Origin of the sequence: Vibrio sp. J383 (assembly GCF_023503985.1) — a bacterium.
GTDB lineage: Bacteria > Pseudomonadota > Gammaproteobacteria > Enterobacterales > Vibrionaceae > Vibrio > Vibrio splendidus.
The window spans coordinates 2,317,851-2,343,109 of the sequence record NZ_CP097293.1; the positions used below are offsets into that span (position 1 = coordinate 2,317,851).

22 protein-coding genes and 1 riboswitch are annotated in these 25,259 nt (G+C 44.0%); of the genes, 13 read left to right on the forward strand and 9 right to left on the reverse strand.

What is annotated here, in order from left to right; translation table 11 throughout:
• From M4S28_RS10570 to M4S28_RS10580, 3 genes are all read left to right on the forward strand, one after another.
• On the forward strand, nt 1–1,521 hold the full coding sequence (locus M4S28_RS10570; protein WP_004733593.1) for a tripartite tricarboxylate transporter permease: 1,521 nt from the start codon (nt 1–3) through the stop codon (nt 1,519–1,521).
• A gap of 191 nt (nt 1,522–1,712) precedes the next feature.
• On the forward strand, nt 1,713–2,471 hold the full coding sequence (locus tag M4S28_RS10575; protein WP_249631769.1) for a sulfite exporter TauE/SafE family protein: 759 nt from the start codon (nt 1,713–1,715) through the stop codon (nt 2,469–2,471).
• Nucleotides 2,472–2,697: 226 nt separating this feature from the next.
• The gene (locus M4S28_RS10580; RefSeq protein WP_004733590.1) at nt 2,698–2,889 is read left to right on the forward strand and encodes a hypothetical protein; all 192 of its coding nucleotides are present in this window, start codon (nt 2,698–2,700) and stop codon (nt 2,887–2,889) included.
• A 154-nt stretch (nt 2,890–3,043) separates the two neighbouring features.
• On the opposite strand, the gene M4S28_RS10585 is transcribed toward M4S28_RS10580, so the two are convergent.
• Nucleotides 3,044–3,457 (reverse strand): VF530 family protein, encoded by a 414-nt coding sequence (locus M4S28_RS10585; protein ID WP_004733589.1) that lies wholly within the window; start codon nt 3,455–3,457, stop codon nt 3,044–3,046.
• 423 nt (nt 3,458–3,880) lie between these two features.
• Here M4S28_RS10585 and M4S28_RS10590 point away from each other — a divergent pair, with 423 nt between their 5' ends.
• Nucleotides 3,881–5,041: an HD-GYP domain-containing protein gene (locus tag M4S28_RS10590; RefSeq protein ID WP_249631770.1), complete on the forward strand. Its 1,161-nt coding sequence runs from the start codon at nt 3,881–3,883 to the stop codon at nt 5,039–5,041.
• Between the two features lie 134 nt (nt 5,042–5,175).
• Here the strand turns inward: M4S28_RS10590 and gnd are convergent, their stop codons facing one another.
• The 5 genes from gnd to M4S28_RS10615 all read right to left on the reverse strand — a co-directional run bounded on the left by gnd (nt 5,176) and on the right by M4S28_RS10615 (nt 11,723).
• Complete coding sequence (gene gnd, locus M4S28_RS10595; protein ID WP_004733587.1) at nt 5,176–6,624, reverse strand: decarboxylating NADP(+)-dependent phosphogluconate dehydrogenase; 1,449 nt, start codon at nt 6,622–6,624, stop codon at nt 5,176–5,178.
• Between the two features lie 28 nt (nt 6,625–6,652).
• Nucleotides 6,653–7,369, reverse strand: coding sequence for a 6-phosphogluconolactonase (pgl, locus tag M4S28_RS10600; RefSeq protein ID WP_249632728.1), 717 nt, complete (start codon nt 7,367–7,369; stop codon nt 6,653–6,655).
• The gene (gene zwf / locus M4S28_RS10605) at nt 7,366–8,868 is read right to left on the reverse strand and encodes a glucose-6-phosphate dehydrogenase (RefSeq protein WP_249632729.1); all 1,503 of its coding nucleotides are present in this window, start codon (nt 8,866–8,868) and stop codon (nt 7,366–7,368) included. The genes pgl and zwf overlap by 4 nt, the downstream gene beginning before the upstream one ends.
• A 437-nt stretch (nt 8,869–9,305) precedes the next feature.
• Nucleotides 9,306–10,001 carry a response regulator gene (locus M4S28_RS10610; protein WP_004733584.1) on the reverse strand — a complete coding sequence of 232 codons (696 nt, stop codon included), beginning with the start codon at nt 9,999–10,001 and terminating at the stop codon, nt 9,306–9,308.
• Nucleotides 10,002–10,070: 69 nt separating this feature from the next.
• Complete coding sequence (locus tag M4S28_RS10615) at nt 10,071–11,723, reverse strand: ATP-binding protein (RefSeq protein ID WP_445329530.1); 1,653 nt, start codon at nt 11,721–11,723, stop codon at nt 10,071–10,073.
• Nucleotides 11,724–12,340: 617 nt separating this feature from the next.
• On the opposite strand from M4S28_RS10615, the gene M4S28_RS10620 reads away from it, so the two are divergent.
• From M4S28_RS10620 to M4S28_RS10645, 6 genes are all read left to right on the forward strand, one after another.
• Nucleotides 12,341–12,568, forward strand: a complete 228-nt coding sequence (locus M4S28_RS10620; RefSeq protein WP_004733582.1) for a hypothetical protein — start codon at nt 12,341–12,343, stop codon at nt 12,566–12,568.
• Between the two features lie 215 nt (nt 12,569–12,783).
• Nucleotides 12,784–14,238: a TolC family protein gene (locus tag M4S28_RS10625; RefSeq protein WP_249631771.1), complete on the forward strand. Its 1,455-nt coding sequence runs from the start codon at nt 12,784–12,786 to the stop codon at nt 14,236–14,238.
• 3 nt (nt 14,239–14,241) lie between these two features.
• Nucleotides 14,242–15,216 carry an HlyD family secretion protein gene (locus M4S28_RS10630; RefSeq protein ID WP_017080789.1) on the forward strand — a complete coding sequence of 325 codons (975 nt, stop codon included), beginning with the start codon at nt 14,242–14,244 and terminating at the stop codon, nt 15,214–15,216.
• A gap of 7 nt (nt 15,217–15,223) precedes the next feature.
• Nucleotides 15,224–16,573 carry an ABC transporter permease gene (locus M4S28_RS10635; protein ID WP_249631772.1) on the forward strand — a complete coding sequence of 450 codons (1,350 nt, stop codon included), beginning with the start codon at nt 15,224–15,226 and terminating at the stop codon, nt 16,571–16,573.
• On the forward strand, nt 16,570–17,724 hold the full coding sequence (locus M4S28_RS10640; RefSeq protein ID WP_151407910.1) for an ABC transporter permease: 1,155 nt from the start codon (nt 16,570–16,572) through the stop codon (nt 17,722–17,724). The genes M4S28_RS10635 and M4S28_RS10640 overlap by 4 nt, the downstream gene beginning before the upstream one ends.
• 555 nt (nt 17,725–18,279) lie before the next feature.
• Nucleotides 18,280–19,821, forward strand: a complete 1,542-nt coding sequence (locus M4S28_RS10645) for an alanine/glycine:cation symporter family protein (RefSeq protein WP_249631773.1) — start codon at nt 18,280–18,282, stop codon at nt 19,819–19,821.
• Nucleotides 19,822–20,006: 185 nt separating this feature from the next.
• On the opposite strand, the gene M4S28_RS10650 is transcribed toward M4S28_RS10645, so the two are convergent.
• From M4S28_RS10650 to M4S28_RS10660, 3 genes are all read right to left on the reverse strand, one after another.
• On the reverse strand, nt 20,007–20,240 hold the full coding sequence (locus M4S28_RS10650) for a hypothetical protein (RefSeq protein WP_249632745.1): 234 nt from the start codon (nt 20,238–20,240) through the stop codon (nt 20,007–20,009).
• Nucleotides 20,241–20,503: 263 nt separating this feature from the next.
• Nucleotides 20,504–21,238: a chromosome partitioning protein ParA gene (locus M4S28_RS10655; protein WP_108162212.1), complete on the reverse strand. Its 735-nt coding sequence runs from the start codon at nt 21,236–21,238 to the stop codon at nt 20,504–20,506.
• Between the two features lie 185 nt (nt 21,239–21,423).
• Nucleotides 21,424–21,582, reverse strand: a complete 159-nt coding sequence (locus M4S28_RS10660; protein WP_004733573.1) for a hypothetical protein — start codon at nt 21,580–21,582, stop codon at nt 21,424–21,426.
• A 302-nt stretch (nt 21,583–21,884) separates the two neighbouring features.
• Nucleotides 21,885–22,018, forward strand: a riboswitch (glycine riboswitch).
• Nucleotides 22,019–22,146: 128 nt separating this feature from the next.
• Between M4S28_RS10660 and M4S28_RS10665 the strand changes: the two genes are divergently transcribed.
• From M4S28_RS10665 to M4S28_RS10675, 3 genes are all read left to right on the forward strand, one after another.
• Entirely contained in the window at nt 22,147–23,517 is a 1,371-nt protein-coding gene (locus tag M4S28_RS10665) for an alanine/glycine:cation symporter family protein (protein ID WP_102463741.1), read from the forward strand.
• A 376-nt stretch (nt 23,518–23,893) separates the two neighbouring features.
• Nucleotides 23,894–24,754 carry a winged helix-turn-helix domain-containing protein gene (locus tag M4S28_RS10670; RefSeq protein ID WP_249631774.1) on the forward strand — a complete coding sequence of 287 codons (861 nt, stop codon included), beginning with the start codon at nt 23,894–23,896 and terminating at the stop codon, nt 24,752–24,754.
• Nucleotides 24,751–25,212, forward strand: a complete 462-nt coding sequence (locus M4S28_RS10675; RefSeq protein WP_004733570.1) for a hypothetical protein — start codon at nt 24,751–24,753, stop codon at nt 25,210–25,212. The genes M4S28_RS10670 and M4S28_RS10675 overlap by 4 nt, the downstream gene beginning before the upstream one ends.
• Nucleotides 25,213–25,259 lie beyond the last annotated feature (47 nt).

Here is a 25,259-nt window from a genome sequence, read left to right on the forward strand (position 1 = left end):
ATGTTAGACGGAATTTTACAAGGACTTTCGACCGCCGTGATGCCAATGAACATCATGATGGTAATTGTTGGCTGTTTTGTTGGTACCTTTATTGGGATGCTACCGGGACTCGGTCCAATTTCAGCAATCGCGTTGATGATCCCTATTACATACGGCCTAGACCCTTCTTCTGGCTTAATCTTAATGGCAGGTGTGTACTACGGCGCAGTATTTGGTGGCTCAACGTCATCAATCTTAATCAATGCTCCAGGTTGTTCTTCAACGGTAGTAACCGCATTCGACGGCTACCCAATGGCACAAAAAGGCCAAGCAGGTAAAGCGTTGGCACTAGCAGCCTACTCTTCTTTCACTGGCGGTACGCTGTCAGCAATTATGCTTTTGATTGCAGCACCGGCTTTAGCAAGCGTCTCATTGAGCTTCCAGTCTTCAGACTACTTCGCATTGATGTTGTTAGGCTTATCGGCAGTAGCGGCGTTTGCGGGCCCAGGTCAGGTAATCAAGGCATGGATGATGACCATTCTTGGTTTGATGCTATCTACTGTTGGCATCGACAAAGGGGTTGGTGTTGAACGTTTCACATTTGGTCTAACAGACCTGATGGATGGCTTTAGTTTCCTACTTCTTGCTATGGCAACCTTCGCTTTAGGTGAGACTTTAATGGGTATTTTGAAACCAGAGAAAGACACTAGCGGCGAAGAAAGCCAAAAGATGGCTGATATTGGTAGCATGAAAATTACCAAAGAAGAGTTCAAAGAAGTGGCGCCAGTTTCGATTCGCTCCTCTATTCTAGGTTTCTTTACGGGTGTTTTACCGGGCGCAGGTGCAACTATTGCGGCATTTCTAAGCTACGGTATGGAACGTAGCCTTGCGCCAAAAGACAAACAGAAAGAGTTTGGTAAAGGCAGTATTCGTGGTCTTGTTGCTCCTGAATCAGCAAACAACGCAGCTTCAAGTGGTTCATTCGTTCCGCTACTGACGCTTGGTATTCCCGGCTCTGGTACTACCGCAATCATGCTTGGCGCCCTAATCGCTTACGGTATTCAGCCGGGCCCTCGCTTGTTTGTTGAACACCCAGATGTATTTTGGTCAGTAATCATCTCGATGTACTTTGGTAACATCGTACTGGTTATCTTGAATCTGCCTTTAATCCCTTACATCTCTAAACTGCTCGCGGTACCAAGAACGGTACTACTGCCAATGATTATCTTCTTCTCAATCACAGGCGTGTACTTGGTGTCTTTCAATACGATGGATGTTTTTGTAATGCTCATTGTTGCGATGGTTGCGATTGCGCTGAGGTTAGCTAACTTCCCACTTGCCCCATTACTCCTAGGTTTTATCCTTGGTGGATTAATGGAAGAGAACCTACGACGTGCATTGATGATCAGCGATGGCGAGCTGAGCTTCCTATGGGAACGACCAATCACGATGACGTTCACTATTCTGGCTGTGCTGGTGCTATCTAGCCCAATCTTAGTAAAACTATTTAGAAGCTTTAAATCGAAGCCAGTAGAAGTGTAAAACTCTACCAATTCAACGAAACCTCAACGAAAGGAGCCATTGGCTCCTTTTTTCAATTAGGTGCTCAATTTGAACCAACGGTTAAAGATGGTAGCAAACTCACAAACCTACCTTTACAACACACATGACACTGATATTCGTAACGAAATCAAGTAAGGTAAACGGTCATTTAACGCATTGGATTCAAAACTATGGATTGGTTGATTCTATTCTTATCGGGAGTGATTGGCGGTGTGCTCAACTCAATTGCGGGTGGCGGTAGCTTCATCACCTTCCCTGCGCTTTTGTTCGCTGGAGTTCCACCAATTGCAGCCAACGCGACCAATACCTTTGCTTCATGCGCTGGCTACATGAGCGGAGCCTACGCCCTACGCCACGAAATTCAATCTGGTACTAAGCAGCTAAAACTAACCATTGGTTTGTGTGTAATTGGCGGCGGCATTGGTGCATTTTTACTGCTGCACACACCAGAAGCCCTATTCACTCAATCCGTACCTTGGTTACTGCTATTTGCCGCTTTGCTTTTCACCTTTGGTGGCACACTCAATAAATGGCTTAAGCAAGCAACAGCAAAACATAAGCACGCCACCAGCGCAGGCGCGTTCTTTTCCGCTTTATTGCTTTTGGTCGTGTGTATCTATGGTGGTTACTTTAACGCAGGTTTGGGGATAGTAACGTTGAGTTACTTAGCTCTGGCTGGATACACCAACATTAATGTAATGAATGGTATCAAATTGCTCGTGTCTGCGTGTGCATCACTCGCGGCAATCGTGTTCTTTGTTGTGAATGGTTCGATTGATTGGCCGTCAGGCATGGCCGTTTTGTTTGGGACATTGGTTGGTGGTTATTATTCAGCAAAAATCTCTCGCCGCATCCCTCAACAATATGTTCGTACCACAGTGATCATCGCGAGCTTTTTGATCACCGCTTACTTTTTCTATGCTAATTAGACGTTCGGTTTAATAAGGCTTGCAACTGGAAAGATAAAGCAAAAAGACTCCACCCTTCTCATACCGATTTCGCTATTTTATTGCTTATAAAATAGCCAAAGCAAAATGTGTGAGGCGAGTCCTTCAATTAGCAAATTTGATAACAATTTAGACTGTTTTTTAGCCTTTATTTTGCCAAAGGTGGGATAATTCTCCTGTCGAAAGTGAGACTTCATTAGGAGGCGTTATGAACATTAAACTCGGTCATGTCATGTCATCAAGTCGACTCATTTGCTTTGTCGCTTTTCTTGCTGCCACATTCGCGTGGATTCTAAAAATGCCCGCTCTGTTTTCTGTGTCAGCGCTATTCTTACTGATCAGCGCCATTGTTTATGTCGTTGACCTTTGGAAGAATCAAAGAAAGAACCGCGAAGCTTAAGACGAACGACTAAGCGACACGCATTAAAAAAGGAGCGCTTAGGCTCCTTTTGTATTTTGCAGTCAAGGCTTTGGCTATCTGACGATGCTCAACTTACGCCTTTACATAGCGACGTTAAAACTAACGACGTCCTTTTACTAGCGACGCATTTCTATTAACGACGAAAGTTACGACCGTTGCCGCCGCGGCGCTCTTTAAATGCAGACGCCGCTTTAGCTTGTGATGCTAGAATCGATTCAACCGTCAATTCCATTGGCTCACGAGGCTCTAACCCGTGACGGAACGTACGTGAACGCGGAGGCATCTGGTATTCGATATCTGAAGCTTTAGGCATGCGCTTGAAACGGTAAAGGTAGAAGTTCTCAACCTTCTCACGAGCCCACTCTGTTTTCTTCAAGTACTTAACGGCGCTTGCTACTGTCGGCTTAGTGTTAAAGCAGTTCATGCGCATTGCTGCATCCAAAATTTCCCAACCATAATGATCCACTAATTCAGTGATCATAGTATCTAGCTTTAAGCCGTGCAGTGGGTTGTTTTGTTGCAGTTCGATTCTTTCTTCTTCAGTCATATCTTTACCTTTTCCAAGGCAACTAAAGGCCTTGAATATACTCTAGAACACCGTCATCACTGACCATATCTAGCTCAATCATTTGGGCATTACATCCATTGCCCTTATCTATGCCTTTATGATGGCATAAAGCATGCTCGTTATCCTATTTATCTTTCAATTTAATTTTAAAATGGTCACTTACCATCCTGATGTTGCGTGTAATACAGCCGCACCCTACTCAAAAGGGTCTCTCTAGAGATCCACCAAACTCGCTTAAGTTAACAAAAACCATGATAGAAGAATGAAATATCCCCACTTTACCAATGGAATTTAAACTTATTAGAACGCAGTGTTGCTAATTAACAGTAAGGTGCTATGTTAGAAGTGGTATAGAAACCTACTAATAATGATATTAAACAATGATATAACTATGAATAAAGGTTGGCTTTGACCATGTTTGACTACTCCAAAATCAGCAGAGTAGCCGCCCAAGATAAAGACATTATCGCCATCGTTGATGATCTCTTTCGGCTAGCTCGCGAACATTACCCCATTCTGTCTAGGCTCTCGGTTGTGCTATGCAACGAAAATAGAGCGTCGAATTACTTTGTTTCGGATACTCTGTGCCAAGAAGCCGAACATCGCCATGTCGAGCAAGAACTTACGCCAGAATCGGCTTTGTCGCGCATGGCTGAGTCTTTAGATACCCGGATCATCAACGACCTCACCACCATTAGCTCAACCAAACAAATATCTCACCTACTCGATCTCGGTCATCAAAGCAGTTATACAACACCGATTCATCATCAAGAAAGTAATCTTGGGTTTGTGTTTATCAATGCTTCATCGACAGGATTTTTTGCTAACCAAACTATTCAGTGTGATATCGCCTATCTCACTCAAGTCATCTCTAGCCTTTTCGTTCAGTGGTTTGAGCGCCAGCGTCACTTTCAATCTTCTTTAGCGATCGCTTTAAATATGGGTCATGCTCGAGATCCAGAAACCAAAGAACACCTAATTCGCATGGGTAAATACAGTGAACAAATTGCTCGAACTCTGTCGCACACCAAAAGAGAAATTACCCATCAATTCATTCATCGAATCCGGTTATATGCGCCCTTTCACGACATCGGAAAGTATCGAATTCCAGATAAGGTGCTATTCAGTAGCGCGCGTTTCAATGAAGAAGAAAGAAACATCATGAACAATCACAGCTTGTATGGCGAAGAGATGATTGATGACGTGGTTGCCCTTTCCCACCACAGCTCGATGTGCAGCGAAGAGATTCAATTCATAAAGAATATTGTGCGCCACCATCATGAACGGTTTGACGGCTCTGGATTGCCTGATGCTTTGAGTAACACAACGATACCACTAGAGGCTCGAATAGTGACATTAGCCGATGTATTCGATGCGCTGATGAGCAAAAGAGCTTATAAGCACGCGTGGTCACTCGATGAAGTGATGGAATACATAGAAGCGCAGAACGGTTCAATGTTCGACCCAGAGTGTGTCGTGGCTCTTAAACAGAACCTAGACGGCTTTATGGCCATTCGGGAGCAATACAATGACGATGCTCAGCCGCATTTAATGACAGCTTAAACTATGGCACCTTTGTTATTCAGGCCTAAGTAAGAGAACGCGAACCAACAAAAAAGGATGCCAATTGGCATCCTTTTGTTTTCTAGTTTTCAGCTGAAAGAACGAACGTGTTCTTTACTGATTCTAACTAACGATTATACGTCGTAAGTTGTAGAAGCAGTGTCGCCGCCTGTACCAGTCCAGTTTGTGTGGAAGAATTCACCACGTGGACGGTCAGTACGCTCGTAAGTGTGAGCACCGAAGTAGTCACGTTGAGCTTGTAGAAGGTTCGCTGGAAGACGAGCTGTAGTGTAGCCGTCTAGGAACGTCAGTGCAGAAGTCATACATGGCATTGGGATACCAGATTCCATAGACTTAGCTGCAACTTTACGCCAAGCGCCCATGCAGTTGTCTAGGATGCCTTTGAAATATGCATCTGAACCTAGGAAAGCGATCTCTGGGTTCGCTTCGTAAGCATCACGAATGTTGCCTAGGAATGCAGAACGGATGATACAACCGCCACGCCACATAAGAGCAACGTTACCGTAGTTTAGATCCCAGCCGTTTTCGTTCGACGCTTCACGCATTAGCATGAAACCTTGAGCGTAAGAGATGATCTTAGAAGCAAGTAGAGCCTGACGGATTGCATCAACCCACTCTTGCTTGTCGCCTTCAACTGGAGCAACAGTCTTGCCGAACAGTTTTTCAGCTTCAACACGTTGGTCTTTAAGTGCAGATAGGCAACGAGAGAATACAGACTCAGTGATTAGAGTCAGTGGGATACCCATGTCTAGTGCGTTGATACCTGTCCATTTGCCTGTACCTTTTTGGCCAGCAGTGTCTAGGATCTTCTCAACTAGCGCTTCACCGTCTTCATCTTTGTAGCCAAGGATGTCAGCAGTGATTTCTACTAGGTAGCTGTCTAGCTCAGTTTTGTTCCAGTCAGCAAATACAGCCTGCATTTCGTCGTGGTTCATACCTAAGCCATCTTTCATGAACTGGTATGCTTCAGTGATAAGCTGCATGTCACCGTATTCGATGCCATTGTGAACCATCTTAACGAAGTGACCAGCACCGTCGTTACCAACCCAATCACAACAAGGCTCACCTGCGTCAGTTTTCGCAGAGATACCTTGGAAGATAGGCTTAACCGCTTCCCAAGCTTCAGGAGAACCGCCTGGCATGATAGAAGGACCGAAACGAGCACCTTCTTCACCACCAGAAACACCCGTACCGATGAAGTGGATGCCTTTCTCGCGAAGAGCAGCAACACGACGGTTTGTGTCTGGGAAGTTAGTGTTACCACCATCAATGATGATGTCGCCTTTGTCTAGAAGTGGTACAAGCTTGTCGATGAACGTATCTACAACATCACCAGCACGAACCATAAGCATCACTTTACGTGGCGCTTCTAGTTTCTCAACTAACTCTTCTAGAGAGTAAGCACCAACAATGTTAGTACCTTTAGCTGGGCCTTCTAGGAACTCGTCTACTTTCGCAGCAGTACGGTTGTGAGCCACAACTTTGAAGCCGTGGTCGTTCATGTTTAGGATAAGGTTCTGACCCATTACTGCTAGGCCAATTACACCGATATCACCTTTCATTATTTTATCTCCTTGCGGCTATTCGCACTTATGCGATAGCACTTGCTGCATTTGAATCTAGGAACCACTCTGTTTCGCCAGTTTTAGACTGGATTTTCGCTGCCGGGTAAGGCAGTTCTGAAGCAGGAGTTGTATGAATTTCTTTAACGATCTCAACTTTACCTGCACCCAGTACTAGGTAGCTGATTCGTTTTGCTGCTTCTAAAACTTTCGCTGTTTTAGAAACACGGATCTGACCCGACTCTGGGTGAGAAGCTAATACAGATAGGTTCTCATCTTGGTAGTCAGTTACACCCGGGAATAGTGAAGCTGTGTGGCCGTCTGCGCCAACACCTAGCAGAATCCAATCGAATACAGGCGTGCCGTTTTCAGTTGGAATCACGTCTGCCATCTCTTTAGCGAAACGCTCTGCTTCTGCTTTAGGCTCATCTTCACCACGGATGCGGTGGATGTTCTCTGCCGGAAGGTTCACGTTCGAGAAAAGTAGCGCGTTCGCTTCGCCGAAGTTGCTTTCTGCATCATCAGGTGCAACGCAACGTTCGTCGCCCCACCAGAAGTGAAGGTTATTCCATTGAATACCTTCCGCGTATGGAGCTTGAGCTAAAAGCTTGAAAAGCATTTTTGGCGTGCTGCCACCAGACAGTGAAATGTGAACAGGTTTGCCCTGCTCGCTGTAAGCTTTCATTTCGTTTGCTAGGTTTCCAACGACCAGTTCAGGCGTTGCAAAGATCTTGTGATTGATCATAGTTCGCAGTAATCCGTGTCTGTTAAGTTTTTGCATGGGAAACGCCATGCGCGGCCATCACGTCGCAGAAGTTCATCCGCTTCTTGTGGGCCCCAAGTACCACAAGCATAGCCAAACAGTGCTTGAGGGTCTTGTTTGAGATCTAAGATCGGTTGAACGTACTTCCAACATGCTTCTACTGCATCGGTACGTGCAAACAGAGTCGCATCACCGTTCAGCGCATCAAGAAGAAGACGCTCATAAGCCGTCAGCATTTGAGTTTCAGGCAAGTCAGAGTAAGAGAAGTTCATTTTCACTTCTTTTGCTTTGAAGCCTGCACCCGGCTCTTTCAAACCAAAGCTCATCTGAATACCTTCATCCGGTTGGATACGGATAATCAGCTTGTTCTCTGGTGCATCTTGACCAAACACTGGGTGTGGTGTGTTCTTAAAGTGAATCACGATTTCAGTCACACGTGTTGGTAAGCGTTTACCCGTACGTACGTAAAAAGGAACACCATTCCAACGCCAGTTGTTGATGTGTGCTTTAAGGCCAATGTACGTTTCAGTACGAGAGTCGTCTGCGACACCATGCTCTTCGCGGTAACCAGGCAAGTGCTGACCACGAACGTCTGATGCGGTGTATTGACCTAGAACCAAATCTTTACGCAGGTCGTCTTCTTCCAGTGGTTTCAGACACTGAAGTACTTTAACCACTTCGTCACGAATTGAATCCGCATTGATTTGAGCTGGTGGCTCCATACCAACCATTGCTAATACTTGTAGCAAGTGATTTTGGAACATGTCACGAACTGCACCAGAACCGTCGTAGTATCCGCCACGCTCTTCAACGCCAAGGAACTCAGCACCTGTGATTTCAACGTATTCAATAAAGTTACGGTTCCACAGTGGTTCAAACATCGCATTTGAGAAACGAAGCACTAGAAGGTTTTGAACCGTCTCTTTACCAAGGTAATGGTCGATACGGTAGATCTGGTGTTCTTGGAAGTGATGATGGATCTCTTCATCTAACGCTTGAGCTGATGCTAAGTCGTAACCAAATGGTTTCTCGATGATCAGACGACGCCAGCCGTTCTTTTCATCGTTCAGGCCATGCGCAGCAAGGTTTGCTGGGATCACACCGTATAGGCTTGGCGGGGTTGCCAAGTAGAACAATGTGTTATGGTTTTCGAATTGGTAGTCTTGCTCAAGCTTGTCTAGACGTTGTGCTAAACGAGCGTAGTCGTCTACATCTGAAGTGTTGATCGCTTGGTAATGCAGATGTTCAATAAATGCATTCAGCGTCTCTGGCTCAGTTTTTTCCATTTCCTGAAGAGACTTCTTCAGCTTCTCACGGTAAGACTCATCGCTGTACTCAGTACGGCTCACTCCAAGAATCGCAAAGGATTTTGGTAGTTGATTGCTAGCATACAGGTGGTACAAAGCAGGAATTAACTTGCGGTAAGTTAGATCTCCCGATGCACCAAAAATAACGATGCTGCTGTTTTCAGGTATTACCATCATCTTTCCTATAAAAACAAGGTTTTTAGTATTCGCCAAAGGTATCAGCGACATACGAAAATAGATAATAGGTCTTGGCTATTACATCAATAGCGAGTGCCTATTACACTTGAGAATGCGTTTGGTAAACGAGGGTGAAAGCTATCACCTCTATTCGGGACAGTATTGTCTATGAGTATTTGATTTACATCAACCACTGTGAAAGCAATCGATTAAATATTGACTCATTTCGAACAAATTCTAATCGATAGCTCAGTTCGCCGAGCCCGAGAGTGAAGCAAATCGGTATTCTCAAACATTGTAGTCAAGAAAGAACGGTATCTGGTCGGTGGAGTGAATAATAGGAAATGGAGAGAAAGGCAAAACCAGCCTATTCAACTGGCTTTATATTTATTTGACAGCATCGCGTTTGTCTTTGTGACTTGTTGTCGCTAAATCTATCTTCTAGCTTTGTTGTAGCAGCGTTCTGGGCGGCCTACTGACCCGTAATTTAAGTCGGCCACTAACTCACCAGTCGTGATTAGAAATTCCAAATAGCGTCGAGCGGTGGTTCGACTTGCTCCAATACGTTCACCTGCTTCATCTGCTGTAATATCAGCAATGTCGGCTTGTTGAAAAATGGCTCTAATTTTATCAAGCGTTACGCCATCAATCCCTTTGGGTAAGGTTGACACTTTTCCTGAGTCCGCTTTCGCGTTGGCTTGCAGCATCTTATCGACCAAACCTTGGTTCAAATCAGACACACTTTCAAACTCTTGCAGCTGCGATTGATATTTTTTCAGCGCCGCTTCTAAGCGAGGAAACATCACAGGTTTCAGCAGATAGTCCACGACTCCACCGCGCATTGCCTGTTGCAAGGTATCGACGTCTCGTGCAGCAGTAATCAAAATCACATCACAACCCTGATTACTACCACGAACGTGGTTCAAAATATCAAGCCCGCATCCATCCGGCAGATACACATCCAATAAAACCAAGTCAGGCTTTAATATGTCTAATTGCATTAACGCTTCAGACTGCGTGGTCGCAATCCCCACCACATCAAAGCCACCCATCTGTTCTAAATAACGATGGTGTAGCTCTGCAATCGCAATATCATCTTCAATGACCATGACTCTCGTGATTGCGCTCATTTATGTTCTTCCTTTAACCATGCTTTTTCCGTCACGATGATCTTCACTCGATCACTTCGCGCTTAATTATTATTGTGCTTCTTTTGGCAGATAAACCGTCATTCGCGTACCAAAATCGTGGTTGTCGACCATTTCAATTTGTCCTTGATATCGGTCTGCCAGTTGCTTTATCAAATACAAACCGACGCCGCGATTCTGTTTCGCTTTGCTCGATACGCCTTTTTCGGTGAGTGCTTTCGTCGCCAAGTCTTTCGGCAAACCACACCCTTTGTCTTCTACTTCTACGATAATTTCATTACCAAAATCACTGATTGAAACTTCAATAACTCGACGCGCAGGAGTAATTTGACCCTCTTGCTTGATAGCCGTCATAGTGGCATCAAAGGCGTTATCAATCAGGTTGCCAAGAATTGTGACAACGTCATCCGCGTTCAGCCAGCTAGGCAATGCTTCAAGCCTTGAGCCTTCTTCGACTTTGAGCTCTAAACCTATTTCTCTTGCACGCTCCGTTTTCCCCAAGAGCATGCCTGCAATGAGCGGGTCTTTAACGGTTTCACGCAAGAACTCGATCAAGCTTTGATAGTGCGCTGTTTCTTGGCCAATCAGCTGTTGTACTGAATCCAACTCGCCCATCTGGATCAAGCCACTAATGGTGTTGAGCTTGTTTTGATGCTCATGGGTTTGTGAACGGAGTAAATCAGCATACTCTTTGGTTTGTGAGAGCTGGTCTGTTAAGTCGTTGATTTCATCTCGCAATCGAAAGCTGGATACCGCCCCAACGACTTCACCCGCCACGATAATTGGGCTGCGGTTAGCAACGATTCGCTTATTGTTCAGGTACAGCTCGACGTCGTGATCGGTTTCACCAGTGGATAACAGTTGCTCTAAATCACTGCCGGCCAATACATCTGAAAGGCGCTGTTGGTTAAGTGCAGACTCTCTATCGATAGACAAAATATCGCAGGCACTCTTATTAATAGAACGTAAAATTCCGTGCTTATCGATACTCAGAATACCTTCTTTCACGGTACTCATAGTCACATCTAACTCGACATACAGTCGGCCGATCTCTTCGGGTTCAAAGCCTAAAATAGCGCGTTGAAAGCGACGAGACACATAACTTGAAATCAAAGCGTTGACCGCAACCACCAGCAACGCCATCACAATCAAAAAGGCTAAATAAGGTTCGATTCGGTCTTGTAACGAGTCCAACAAGTAGCCAACCGACACCACGCCAATGACAGTGCCTTGTAGGTCTTTAACCGCGGATTTACCACGGACAGAAAAACCAAGTGATCCTTTGGCCGTCGACACATAAGATTCACCCAACACCAATGCTTTTTGGTTATCACCACCGCGCATTGGTTTACCAAGCCTGTCATCATAAGGGTGAATCAGGCGGATACCTTTATCATCTCCCACAACGATAAACGCCGCGCCAATGAGCTGGGTAAGGTTTCGAAATTTAACTTGAGTTTCTTCAGATAGAACGTAGGGAGCGCCATTAGGGCCCATCGTTTCATTTTCTTGAATAATGCTGGTGACAAGTGGCGATTCAGACAGAAATTCAGCAACACCTAACGCTTTCAAACCCATCTCTTGTTCTTGAGATTGTTTGATATAATAAAAACCAGCCGCTGAAAGTATCAAAAGTTCAACAAGACCAGTGACTGTCATGATAATCAGCAGCCTTTTACGGAAGCTGATACTACTCCATTTCATATTCCACCGTCCCTAGTGTTAGACGAGCAATGTTAACACCAAGTTAATTAGATGACCTTTCTACGTACGCGAATTTGTGACTGTTACTCAACTAAATAATTGAGCAGATTATTAATTGATAATCCTTTACGTTGTTCACCTCGATTAATCGTTCGCTTTTAGAACGGATTAGCTTAAAAATCAAAATAAACGAATAAATATTGAGCTAGATCACTAAGCTTTTAGGTGTTTTTTAGGTTGTTTAAAATAAATACAATTATAATAGTTGCATATGAAGAAGTTTATTGTTGCCAAGCCATAAGTCATGATTTTCAGACTCTGCTTTAAATCGAAATTTCGGTTAACAAAAAGACAACAACTCTTCGCTCACTGGACGTATCTATAACGAAACGTTGCACGCTCGCCGCTAGGATTGTTGAACAAATAGGTTATCAACCTAACCTCATTCATACATCTCTATTTACACTATAGGCCAGCATGACAACTCAGAGGTGCCTGATAAAGCAGCGCCCAATAATAAAACATTGATGAGCAGGAAGTATCGATCAGTGGCAACGTCCAATAGAAACAGGATTAAAAACATAACGTATAAACATTGTTGAAAAGGAAACCAGGCAATGAAACGCGATAATTTTGGAATTTGTCTTACTAAGACCATGCTGTTCAAACACTTGCAATCGACTTTTACTCACGTAAGAGCCTATGAGAAAGACGGTACCTCCCCTCTCGATCTCAAGGTATTGTTAGCGTTCCCGCAAATGTCGGGCAGAGATTTATTACAAACAATGCAAGGTTCAAGACAATTGGTGTGGCGCGCCGATCACCATTGTCCTGGCTTTAAATAAGCCGCTTCATTTTGTAAAAACGCTTCTATACTAAACTTAAAAAGCACGCTTATGCGTGCTTTTTAAGTTTCATTTATCTCTGATATCCTCATCACTCAATCTTATTTACACTTGGTTAACGAGTTATGAGACTTTCTCTAAGTGTGAGAGAATCTAATCAAGACAAATGACTATTGCCCTGTTAACATTAGAGTTAATACTCTAATTGGTATTTAATGCAGATGACCAAACCAAAATTTCGATACCTTGCGATCGCCAGTATGCTTCTCGGCACCATGACTTCGCCAGGCTATGCTGCCCCGCTCACTTTTTCTGAAGCGTGGCAAATATTACAAGAAAACAACAACTCACTTGCGGCTCAACAAGCCAACGTTGAACGTTATCAACACCTTCAGAACTCAACGAGTAGCCTCAACTTGCCTTCTATCACCTTAGGGGCTAACTACACGCACCTTGATAGTGACGTGACGATTAATGGCGAACAGTTCACTGACAGCTTAAGTGGCGTGCCAAACTTAGGCGCAGTTGGAGGTATTCTTCAGCCTATATTAAGTGGGCTTGGCGGCGTTACCTCAACGATTACAGAACAAGACATCTTTAGCTCTTCTATTCGCGCGGTTTGGCCTATCTTCACAGGCGGGCGAATTACCGCGGCGCAAAATGCAGCTGAAGGTAAAAGCGAAGAAGCGCAAAGCCAGCTGTTGATGGAAAGACAAGCTCGCTACGAAGACTTAAGTAAATATTACTTCTCGGTGATCTTAGCGGAAGACGTCGTGAAAACACGTCAAGCCGTTGAAGCTGGCTTAACTCAGCATCGTGATTTCGCCATCAAGCTTGAACAACAAGGGCAAATCGCACGAGTAGAACGCTTGCAAGCGGATGCTTCACTAGACAAAGCGGTTGTCGAGCGAACTAAAGCTCAAAACGATCTTAAGATTGCTCAATTAGCGCTGACTCAAATCCTTGGCCAGAGCCAAAGTGTAGAACCTTCAGAGCAACTGTTTATCAATAAGAACCTGCCTCATATGGATGTGTTCATTGACCAAACACTCATGACCTATCCCGGTCTTAAGATTCTTGATGCAAAAGAGAAACAAGCAAGCAGCCTAATTAAAGCTGAGAAAGGTAAATACTACCCAGAGGTATACCTTTACGGTGACTACAGCCTGTATGAAGATGACTCTCTCGCCAGTGAAATGAAACCCGATTGGTTAGTTGGCATTGGTGTGAATGTGCCGCTGCTTGATACTTCTGGCCGTTCAGACAAAGTAGCCGCCGCTCACAGCGCGGTATCACAGGTTCAATTCCTGAAGTCGCAAGCTAAGCAAGACTTAACCGTGTTGGTACAGAAGACTTACCTTGAAGCAAACCAAGCAATTGAAGAGGTTCAAGGCCTCAACTCAAGCCTTTCTTTGGCTGAAGAGAATCTGTCGCTTCGTAAAAAGGCGTTCACTCAAGGACTTTCTAACTCGTTAGAAGTGGTTGATGCTGAGCTTTATCTTGCGAGCATCAAAACTCAGCAATCTGCTGCGCGATTCAAATACCTAATCTCTCTCAACAAGCTTTTGGCGCTAACCAGCGAAATGAACGCTTATTCGAGTTACTTAACTTCTTCTGTTCCGTCTGGTTTCGATTCAAAAACAGACACCGCTAGCCAGTCAAAAGGATAATTCATGAAACCTATTAAGCCCCTTCTTCTATCTTTAGTTGGTATCGGCGTTATTGGCTGGGTCGGATACAGTTTTTACCAAGCGTATCAACCTCTGCCGGTTAAGCTTCAAGGTCAAATCGATGCGCAGCAATACAGTATCTCCTCGAAAGTACCTGGCAGAATTGATGAAATATTCGTGCGTAAAGGTGATTCGGTTGAAAAAGGCGAATTGATCTTTTCTCTTCTTAGCCCTGAGATTGACGCGAAGCTAGAACAAGCAAAAGCAGGTCAAAAAGCGGCTGGCGCATTAGCAAAACAAGCAGAGAATGGTGCCCGTACTCAGCAAATCCAAGCCGCTAAAGACCAATGGTTGAAAGCAAAAGCGGCAGCCGATCTCATGGACAAAACCTACCAACGTGTAAACAACCTTTACAACGATGGTGTGGTTGCCGAGCAAAAACGCGATGAAGCCAAAACACAGTGGCAAGCAGCGAAGTACACGGAAAGCGCTGCGTTCCAAATGTATCAATTAGCACGAGAAGGTGCTCGTGACGAAACCAAAGTGGCAGCCGCTCAAAAAGCATTAATGGCGGCAGGTGCGGTGGCGGAAGTTGAAGCTTACGCAAAAGACACGCAGATCCACAGTTGGTTTAATGGCGAAGTGTCTCAGGTACTATTGAGCAGCGGTGAGCTCGCACCACAAGGCTTCCCTGTTGTGACAGTTATCGACACCAAGGATGCATGGGCCGTGCTCAACGTGCGTGAAGATATGCTTAAGCATTTCGAGAAAGGCAGCCAGTTTGAAGCGTACCTACCGGCTCTGGATAAATCATTAACTTTCCAAGTGACTCACATCGCCGTAATGGGTGATTTCGCGACTTGGCGTTCAACAGACGCAGCACAAGGCTTCGACTTACGTACTTTTGAAGTAGAAGCGCACCCTGTCGATACGAGCGAAACACTGCGTATGGGCATGAGCCTTGTGGTTGAGCTTTAGGTGACGTATGTCTGCTAACTTTCGATCTACAGGTTCGCAATCTAAAAGCTCACAATCTAAAGGCTCGCAATCTACAGCCTCGCAATCAACTGAGCATCATAGAGCGAAGAATACCTTGCTTAGGCAGTGGGCGATTGTCCGCAAAGACAAATGGTTGTTGTCTTGCCTAACTTGGATACCTTTGCTTCTTGCTGCCAGTATTTGGCTGATTTTTTCGCAAGGGATCGCTCGTGACTTACCGGTTGCGGTTGTTGACTTGGAACACAGCCAAATTTCGCAGCAGTTCACACGCCTTGTTGATGCGTCACCAACGCTGCAAGTTACTCAGAAATACAGCTCTGCGAGTGAAGCGGCGAAAGCGATGATTGAACGCGATATCTACGGTTATGTTGTGATACCAAGGCATTTTGACCGAGACCTTCTGCTCGGATTGAATCCGCAAGTGTCTGTGTTCTACAACAGCCAATTTATCTTGATAGGTAAGCTAGTGAATTCCGCGTTGTTGCAGGCTCAGGGGACTTTTAACGCGCAACTTGAGGTCGTTAAGCAGTTATCACACGGTGATACCACGGTGCAATCAGCATTAGGCCAAGCAGTAACAGTGCAAAGCCAGATCACGCCGCTGTTCAACAAGAACACCAGTTATGCTCAGTTCTTGGTGTCTGCGGTTATCCCTGCACTATGGCAGATCATGATTGTGGTGGGCACGATATTGGTTTTGACGGCGAACGTTAGAGCTCGTGGCCTTCATACTTGGTTATCCAACGCCCCGATGAAGTCACTAGCATCAACATTAACGCCCTACCTTGTCTTGTTTTTGATGTTTGGTATCGCGTTTAGCTTTTGGTTCTATGTCCTCTTAGACTGGCCGTTTAACGGCAGTTTTGTGGCATTGACCGTTGCTCAACTGCTTACCGTCATCAGTTGTATCATCATGGGTTGTTTGTTTTTCTTCTTAACGCTTGATCCAGCAAGGGCGATGAGTTTCGCTGGCGCCTTTACAGCACCAAGCTTTGCGTTCATGGGGATTACCTTTCCAGTAACCGACATGAACACGGCTGCTCAAATTTGGAGAAGCTTATTACCCGTGAGTCACTACATCGAAGTACAAACGGCACAGTCTAGTTATGGCGTGAGCGCGGCACAGTCTTTGATCAGCCTTTCTTCTATGTTGTGGTACGCGGTTCCTGCTTTCGTGGTGATGTTGTTGATTAAGAAACACTTGGCGCAATCGGCTCTGTCTGCACAAACGGATCTAACAGCCCAAGCAGCTCTATCTGCAAAAGCGACGCCGTCTACACCTTCAACACAGCAAGAGAAATCTGAACAATCAGCACCACAAGGAGTAAAACGATGAGCTTTACTCAACTGCTCAAGCAAGAACTCTTTGCGGTATTGCGTAACCCTGTTGTACTTCTTACGGTATTTGGTGGTGTGGTCTTCTATTCATTCTTGTATCCATTGCCTTACGCGCACCAAGTTCCTCAACAGCTTAAAGCTTCGGTAGTAAACTTGGACAAGAGTCAAAGCAGCTACCAATTAGAACGAATGGTGGATGCCACTTCTCAAATCGAGTTGGTACGTCGAGACTCCAGCATCGCTGATGCAAAACAAGCCGTGCTTAACCAAGAGATTGGTGGGTTCCTCGTCATCCCAGAGAACTTCTATAAAGACTTGCTCCTAGGTAAGAGCCCGACGCTTTCTTACGCTGGCGATGCTTCTTACTTCTTAGTGTACGGAACCATAGTTGAAGGGCTTGCCAAGGCAGGTGGCACGTTAGCTGCGCAAGTTAAGGTCAGTCACTTGTTAGTCGAAGGTGTGCCTTTAGAATCCGCAGCCAAAGGCTACAGCGCGTTTAGCTTGAACCTAAAACCAACGTTCAATAGCCGCATGGGATACATCGATTACGTAGTTCCAGCCGTCTTTGTGTTGATCCTGCAACAAACCTTAGCCATGGCTTCTGGTTTAGTTGGGGCAACCCAAAACGCTCAATCTACGTTTGGCTATTGGAGTAAGACCTCTCCAGCAAAACTGATGCTTGCTCGCTGTTGTACCTTGGTCGGCATTTATTACTTGTTGTCGATGTACTACTTCGGCGCGAGCTTTTCGATGTATGGAATAAATTTGCTCGCCTCAACGACACAAATTTTGACCTTACTGCTGCCCTTCTTATTGGCCAGTTGTTTGATTGGGATTTTTATTGGTGAGCTAGTGCCAAGAAGAGAGTTAGTCACGGTTGTGGTGTTAATCAGTTCAATGCCGCTGATTTTCTCTTCAGGTTTTATCTGGCCTGTTGAAATGATGCCTGAATGGTTAGTACTGCTGTCACAGTTATTCCCAAGCACACCAGCTATCCAAGGTTTCTTAGCGCTTAATCAGATGGGTGCATCTTGGCAAGAAGTGGCGTCTCAATGGACATTGCTATGGGGACAAGTCGCTTTATGGGGTTCGTTATTAGCACTTAAGCTTTACCACAAGTCGAGTAAACGTATCACTGGCTCGGTTTAACTCTAGTCTCTAAACGCTAAACCTCATGTTCATCGTAAATCATTAAAAATGGCTCTGATCAAGGGCCTTTTTAATGCCCCCTGGCCTGATTCCATCTTCAGCTATCAATTGTTTAAACACTTCACAAGCACATATCGAATATTCAAATTCGCCGACTTCCCTGTGATCCCGCACTATACTTCACCTTAGCCCGTCGCTATAACCGCTACTGCATATGCCTTTTGCAACCTAAAAAGCATCGACTTATTCCAAAACAATGACAAAACCCGAACAATTGTAAATTTATTGTAAAAATTTCTTTGAGGGTATTATTTTTATGTATAGGATTATCAGTAGGACTTGGTAGGCCGAATACCATAGTCTTATTGGTTCACATACCAAAAGGATATCCATACAAAGCAAGATCAGTACTTATATTTATTTCGTTTTTCGACCTAGCTACAGCCGTTTATGTTGCCGTCGAATGAAGTAGATAAATCACTGAAATGTAAAAAATCAAATAAAAAACAAACACAACAGCAGCAAACATAATTTAATAAAAAGACAGGGAAAACCATGAAAAACTTACGTGAATTATTTTTGGGGTTTATATTATTGTTTAGTTCCAGTGCATTTGCAGAAGAAGGATCATTTAGTCAAAGTATCAGTAACTTGAGCCAAAGTGTTGATGGTTTTTTCAATGACTACACAGGGTGGTTCGTTGGACTAATATTTAAAAGTGTCCCACTTGGTGAAGCAAACTTCCCAATCATTGTTGGCTGGCTATTGCTCGCCGCGATTATCTTTACTGTTTATTTTGGCTTTGTTCAATTTAAACGTGTTGGCATGGCCATAGACATTATCAAAGGTAAGTATACCGACCCTAACTCCAAAGAGGATGGCGAAGTATCTCACTTTCAAGCATTAACAACCGCGCTTTCAGGAACCGTCGGGCTTGGTAATATTGCAGGTGTAGGTGCAGCACTCGCGATTGGTGGCCCTGGTGCGACATTCTGGATGATCTTGTGTGGTCTTCTGGGTATGGCGTCTAAATTTTGTGAGTGTACTTTAGGTGTGAAATACCGAACTATCTTACCTTCAGGTGTCGTTTCGGGTGGTCCAATGTACTACCTAAGCCAAGGCCTGAGCGAAAGAGGACTCGGTGGACTAGGTAAAGCCCTTGCAATTGGTTTTGCGTTAATGTGTATTTTGGGTGCGTTGGGCGGCGGTAACATGTTCCAAGCTAACCAAGCACATGCCATGTTAACTTACGCATTCGATGTACCAAGTGAATACGGTGTCATCACAGGGCTTGTACTCGCTACCTTAGTGTTTTCCGTTATCGTTGGCGGTATGCCTTCTATTGCGTCTGTAACAGAAAAAGTTGTTCCTTGGATGGCTGCTCTGTATATCGGTATGGCTCTGATTGTTATCGGTTCTAATCTTGATCAAGTTGGCCCTGCGTTCAGCGCAATCTTTACAGGTGCATTTACCGGTGAAGGTGTGGTTGGTGGATTTATTGGTGCCCTAATCCAAGGTCTAAAACGTGCAACATTCTCAAATGAAGCAGGTGTAGGTTCAGCAGCAATTGCTCACTCAGCAGTAAAAACAAAAGAACCAATCACTGAAGGTCTTGTATCACTACTAGAACCATTCGTTGATACGGTAATCATTTGTACAATGACGGCATTGGTAATCACTATCGCTGGCTTAAACGTAGGTCCATATGATGGAACAGGTTTAACGGGTGTAACGTTGACTGCTGCATCATTTACTGAAACGGCAGAAGTATTTAAATACACACTTGCTCTCGCGGTAATCATGTTTGCGTTCTCGACGATGATTTCTTGGTCGTACTATGGTCTTAAGGCTTGGACTTACCTATTTGGTGAAGGCAAAACAACGGAACTGATTTTTAAAGTGATGTTCTGTGTGTTTGTTGTTATTGGTGCGACGATTCAGTTTGGCGCGGTAATCGACTTCTCTGATGCGGCTATCTTTGCGATGTCAATCTTCAACATTCTTGGTCTGTACTTCCTAATGCCAGTTGTGAAGAAAGAACTGCAATCATTTGTTGCTCGTGTGAAATCAGGTGAAATCAAAACTTACGATAAATAACGTTTAGTAGAATGATGTTGATCTGATAACTAGTTTAGGTCTCATAACGATACAGTTCTAATAAACGAGACTGTTCTAAAAATTTTTGTAAGACCCTTTGCTTGAGAAAGCGAGAACAGGACTGCAACTTATCCAAATCCCTACTAGCTTTGCTTGTGGGGGTTTTTTATGCCTGAATGGTTGGGCTAGTTACTACCCTCAATGCCTTGCTCGCTCTTTTCACTCTTTTCACAATCATGTTCAACGTCAACACGACGAACTAATTCTTCTACTTCGATCATCTCTTTTTGCGCTAATGGCGAACAACAATCATCGAAACAATAAGCTATGGTGCAGTTCTCACAAAGATACTCTGGCATCACTTCATCCCTTGTCGTCAAAGCAGCCAAATGCGAGCTAGCAATCGACTGCGTGTTCATCCTGAATAACACTATTATGCAGCGACTCTGATCTGAAAATATGTATGCAAAGTCATTTAATAGACAACAAGTAACATATCGTTGTGGATATACGTAACTATTCACAAATATCTAAGCAAACAATGAAAACACTCAAATAATCAATAATGAGAAAGCGCCGGATCTATGCTCCCGAGAGAACGCAAAACGCCCACATCACGTGTGTGATGTGGGCGTTTCAATATTTACCGTAAACTATCTTTGGGTTGATTAAAGCCTGTGGCTTATAGACCCATTTCTTCAGTGAGCGTTTTGATCTGCTTAAGATCCATGGTGTGGACTTCAATCATTTGTCTGATATCACTCAGACGAGAGTTGGCGTTATCCTGCTTCTCACACGCGTCAGATTTAGCATCCCATGATGTGCCATCTAAGAAAACGTCGCACGCTTTCTTTAGAGAACCAAGGTTCTGGTCAAGTTCATTTTTTTCTTTCTCAAGCTTTTCAAGTTCTTGAGAGATCTGTAATTCTTTTCGGAAAACTTCACGCGAACGCTCAAACAAGGTCGATTGCATGTCAGCCTGACGATTAAGTTTCTGGTTGTCTTGCTGAGTTTGCTCTAACGTTTGCTTCTGTTCGTTTAGCTGCTGCTCTAACGAGTAGTTCGCTTTCTCTAAAACCGAAGACTGCTTCGCTAGGTCTTGGAGCTCTTTTTGATGTTCTTCTGTTTGTTTTACTAGAGCGGCTTCTACTTTTGCATCGATTTCGGTATCGACTTTTGCCACTTTAGTTTCAACGGATGTCATCAACTGTGTTTTGCTGTCATGCAGTTCTTGATAACGAGTTTCGAGTACCTGATAAGTGGACTCCCACTTCGAAGCCGTGATTGTAGAACCGATCAAGCCACCTAACGCCAAACCTATAACCGCAGCAATGCCGATATAAAGCTGACTGCGCTTATCGCGTTCTTCAATAACAACCACTTCATCTTGTTCGCTTTGTCCAGATTGCTGGTTCACTAGCGGGTACTCCCAAAAATTTGTTTAACGTTACACGGTCACTGATACTGATACTGATACTGATACTGATACTGATACTGATACTGATACTGATACTGATACTTTAAGCTCAGCTAAACCTATTGCCCAAGCCAGAAGCACTTGAGCTTTGCTAACACGTTTATCCTATCTGCTCACAGACAGATTTAACGAGTTAACTCCGAAATCATCAGGCTAGCAGTATACAAAAGGAAGCTGCTAACGATAACAATCACTACCCATTTTTGCAGTTTTTCGTTTGTCCGGTAACGAAACAGCACAAATGCCAAAGCCAATAAAAAAACAATCGCTATTAATCGAGTCATAACTCCTCCTTGTTTCTCTATTTTATACCATTTAAATAAGCAAGTTACGTCAGAGACTCGTTGTTTGATCATTTAGTTGAACAACATTTGAGCAAACAGATATTTTGTAGCTGACATCACATTTTATATGATCTAGGATACGCTTACAGATTACCTAATTATTTAGGTAATTGTTCCGATGAAGACTGCAGGAGAGTGGTTTTTTAACTAAATATTAACATTTAGTTAGATAAACCCGCCGAAGAAGTAAATCTTTCAGGCGCTTTGTGCTGGAGAAATCCAGAAAAGTGAGGACTGTCGTTGGAGGAACCTCTGGAGAGAACCGTACTACTTTTTTGTAGCAAGCGGTCGCCGAAGGAGCAAGCTTAGTGCCCGTTACTTATCTATAAGTGATTCGCTAAGTGAAACTCTCAGGCAAAAGGACAGAGGAGTGGAAAGCAACAGCCTTAATTAACAAAAGAATTCTATCTAGAAATCCGTATGTATTAAGTAGTGCTATCGATCCCTGTGATCTGCACTGCCTTCCCTCTTCTCCTTAAATTTTTAATTTATTAAGGGGAAACTATGAACCATCTACAAGCTACACTTCAAACCATCAACCAATTCGTTTGGGGACCACCGCTGCTTATTCTGCTAGTGGGAACGGGGATCTACTTTACTTTTCGCTTAGGCTTACTCCAGTTTAGACACCTCCCAACCGCGCTAAAAATGGTGTTCACCAAAGACAAATCAGGTACGGGTGACGTATCGAGTTTCGCCGCTTTGTGTACTGCACTTTCCGCAACTATTGGTACAGGTAATATCGTAGGTGTAGCGACCGCAATCAAGATTGGTGGCCCTGGTGCCCTATTCTGGATGTGGCTTGCCGCTGTATTTGGTATGGCGACCAAATACGCAGAATGTCTACTTGCCGTTAAATACCGTAGAACCGATAGCAATGGCGAAATGGTTGGCGGCCCAATGTACTACCTGCAATACGGTGTCGGCTCACGAATCTTAGCGGTAATGTTCGCTATCTTCGCTTTGGGGGTTGCCTGCTTCGGTATTGGTACGTTCCCACAAGTTAACGCTATCTTAGACGCGACTGAAATTTCATTTGGTGCTTCTCGTGAAATGTCTGCTGTCGTTCTTACGATATTGGTGGCAGTGGTAACCCTTGGTGGCATTCAATCTATCGCTAAGGTCGCAGGAAAAGTCGTTCCTACCATGGCTATCATGTACATCGTCGCGTGTTTAAGCGTTCTGGTTTCCAATGCCGACCAACTACTCAATGCCATTACCCTTGTGGTTACCTCTGCGTTTACCAACACCGCTGCAACTGGTGGTTTCTTTGGTGCAAGCATCATGCTTGCTATCCAATCAGGTATCGCTCGTGGTGTATTCTCGAACGAATCTGGTCTAGGTAGCGCGCCTATGGCAGCAGCAGCGGCTAAAACGGACTCGTGCGTGAAGCAAGGCCTTATCTCGATGACAGGTACCTTCTTTGACACCATCATCATCTGTACGATGACAGGCTTGGCGCTTATCTTAACGGGTGCTTGGCAAACCGACCTCTCTGGTGCAGCGATGACCACTCATGCATTCGCTGTGGGTTTAAACGCCGATACTTTAGGTCCAATGTTAGTTTCGATTGGCTTAATCTTCTTTGCGTTTACAACGATTTTAGGCTGGAACTACTATGGTGAGCGCTGTGTTGTTTTCTTACTAGGTACCAAAGCCGTACTGCCTTACAAAATCATCTTCATTGCGTTGGTTGCCTCTGGTGCATTCCTAAAGCTCGACATGATCTGGCTGATGGCGGATATCGTGAACGGCCTAATGGCTATTCCTAACCTAATCGGTCTTATCTTGTTACGCCACGTTGTCATCGAAGAAACAAAGCTATTCTTCAAACCTTTAACTTCTTCAAATGATTGTGAAGCCGTTAAAGCATAACTTGAATTGATTGAATACAAAGCCCGCAATAAATGCGGGCTTTTTTATTGATTCAACACTTAAAGTGACTACATTATTACTTGCCCTATATACCCACAAATATAATAAGATATTTATTCGGCGACTGTTCTAATTAAAATAATGCAAAGACTAATAAAAAGGCCACTAATAAAACCAACGCTTAATTAGATGTTACTTATATTTAACAGGTTGTGTCTAAATAGCGTCATTTTTATCATAAACGAATAAGAAACATTTTGTTCCAACCACACAAAAAGACACCATAATAAAATATGTGACTTTAATTCACATATGAGTCAGTTTATAGTCATCTACACTCTTGAGAGAATTATAATAAAAATAAAATGTTGGCTATATGATCAGATTTGACCCAATTAAAAACCGTATTTATAACGACGAACGTTCTATTAAAATAGGATATCGTGAGACTCGCGTTTTAGAGTTATTACTTAAAAAATCTCCCGAAATTGTGCGCAAACAAGATATTATTAGTTTCGCATGGGGAAGCGAATTCATTGGTGATACGTCACTAGCGAAATGTATCAGCTTGCTTCGCCAAGGATTCGTTAAGCTCGGTATCAAAGAGACGCCAATCGTGACTGTGCCAAAGGTTGGTTACCGCCTTATCGATGGTTGTGTCTTGATCGAATCGCAACCACAAATTGGAGCCACTATTCCTCTCACTCCAGTGAGCGACCACATATCACTATGTCATACCAGTTCACTAGGTCATAGCAGTTCACTAGGTCATGACAGTTCACAAGGTCAAAGCAGTATTGCGCTCTCTCTTGCAAGTAGCCATGAATCTGAATCTAAACAGGCGACACCTGCTTATCATCAAGTCGGCTCATACCGAAATAGACTGTGTTATTTCACTACTGGATGTTTGCTGCTGGCATCTGCGTTGTTGGCTTTCGCTAAAGTTAATGAGAGAAACCTCAGTGATATCAACCCTGTTAATCGACTCAACGAGCAGTGGATTGGTCAAGTACAAGTTTTCCAAGATCCTGAAATGGCGATGACTCCTGAGCTAGAAAGCATCCTCTATCAGTATCAATGTGATTGTGTGGCGTACGTTAGCGAAGAGCCCGGCTATTCAGAACTCTCCGTACTCAACAAAGCAACACGCCAGTCTGTCAATATCTTTTACACGTCAACACAATTGGATCAAGCCAGCACCGAGCTGGCGCTATTCTTAGAGAGAGGCCAACTATGATGCCATTCGTTGCACTCATTTCTGCATTCGCTTTATTAGTTGGTATATGGAATATCCCTTCGCCCCAACCAAAAGAAGAGCATCGCTATCAACATAGCGTGGTGGACTTCATAGTGGATGACAATGTATTACGTACCGATGGATTAACAAAAATAAGTAACAACGAAGTCCTGCATCTTATGTCAGTCCAGGACGACAACATGCCCAACCCGATTGTCCTGAGATTCAAAGGAAAAGCTAACCCTTCTCAATCATTTTTCTTTTCTATATCTGGCACCATAGACTTAGTCTCTGTACAAAAAATAAATAAAACAATGAATGACAGCCTATTGTCGCCTTATCTTTTAATCAACAATGACCCATTAACGGTAAAGATTGATATCTTAAGTTCAAATGATTTATTTGCCATAATAAAAACGTGTAATACAGGCCGAACACAACTTCTGGCTAAGCGATAATTAGGAACAGTTTGGCCACCAGTAACCGCTACATTATTATCAAATGA

Coding starts and splice junctions, on each gene's coding strand:
- M4S28_RS10570 (WP_004733593.1), top strand. CDS start 1: ATGTTAGACGGAATTTTACAAGGACTTTCGACCGCCGTGATGCCAATG.
- M4S28_RS10575 (WP_249631769.1), top strand. CDS start 1,713: ATGGATTGGTTGATTCTATTCTTATCGGGAGTGATTGGCGGTGTGCTC.
- M4S28_RS10580 (WP_004733590.1), top strand. CDS start 2,698: ATGAACATTAAACTCGGTCATGTCATGTCATCAAGTCGACTCATTTGC.
- M4S28_RS10585 (WP_004733589.1), bottom strand. CDS start 3,457: ATGACTGAAGAAGAAAGAATCGAACTGCAACAAAACAACCCACTGCAC.
- gnd (WP_004733587.1), bottom strand. CDS start 6,624: ATGAAAGGTGATATCGGTGTAATTGGCCTAGCAGTAATGGGTCAGAAC.
- pgl (WP_249632728.1), bottom strand. CDS start 7,369: ATGATCAATCACAAGATCTTTGCAACGCCTGAACTGGTCGTTGGAAAC.
- zwf (WP_249632729.1), bottom strand. CDS start 8,868: ATGGTAATACCTGAAAACAGCAGCATCGTTATTTTTGGTGCATCGGGA.
- M4S28_RS10610 (WP_004733584.1), bottom strand. CDS start 10,001: ATGAGCGCAATCACGAGAGTCATGGTCATTGAAGATGATATTGCGATT.
- M4S28_RS10615 (WP_445329530.1), bottom strand. CDS start 11,723: ATGAAATGGAGTAGTATCAGCTTCCGTAAAAGGCTGCTGATTATCATG.
- M4S28_RS10620 (WP_004733582.1), top strand. CDS start 12,341: ATGAAACGCGATAATTTTGGAATTTGTCTTACTAAGACCATGCTGTTC.
- M4S28_RS10625 (WP_249631771.1), top strand. CDS start 12,784: ATGCAGATGACCAAACCAAAATTTCGATACCTTGCGATCGCCAGTATG.
- M4S28_RS10630 (WP_017080789.1), top strand. CDS start 14,242: ATGAAACCTATTAAGCCCCTTCTTCTATCTTTAGTTGGTATCGGCGTT.
- M4S28_RS10635 (WP_249631772.1), top strand. CDS start 15,224: ATGTCTGCTAACTTTCGATCTACAGGTTCGCAATCTAAAAGCTCACAA.
- M4S28_RS10640 (WP_151407910.1), top strand. CDS start 16,570: ATGAGCTTTACTCAACTGCTCAAGCAAGAACTCTTTGCGGTATTGCGT.
- M4S28_RS10645 (WP_249631773.1), top strand. CDS start 18,280: ATGAAAAACTTACGTGAATTATTTTTGGGGTTTATATTATTGTTTAGT.
- M4S28_RS10650 (WP_249632745.1), bottom strand. CDS start 20,240: ATGAACACGCAGTCGATTGCTAGCTCGCATTTGGCTGCTTTGACGACA.
- M4S28_RS10660 (WP_004733573.1), bottom strand. CDS start 21,582: ATGACTCGATTAATAGCGATTGTTTTTTTATTGGCTTTGGCATTTGTG.
- M4S28_RS10665 (WP_102463741.1), top strand. CDS start 22,147: ATGAACCATCTACAAGCTACACTTCAAACCATCAACCAATTCGTTTGG.
- M4S28_RS10670 (WP_249631774.1), top strand. CDS start 23,894: ATGATCAGATTTGACCCAATTAAAAACCGTATTTATAACGACGAACGT.
- M4S28_RS10675 (WP_004733570.1), top strand. CDS start 24,751: ATGATGCCATTCGTTGCACTCATTTCTGCATTCGCTTTATTAGTTGGT.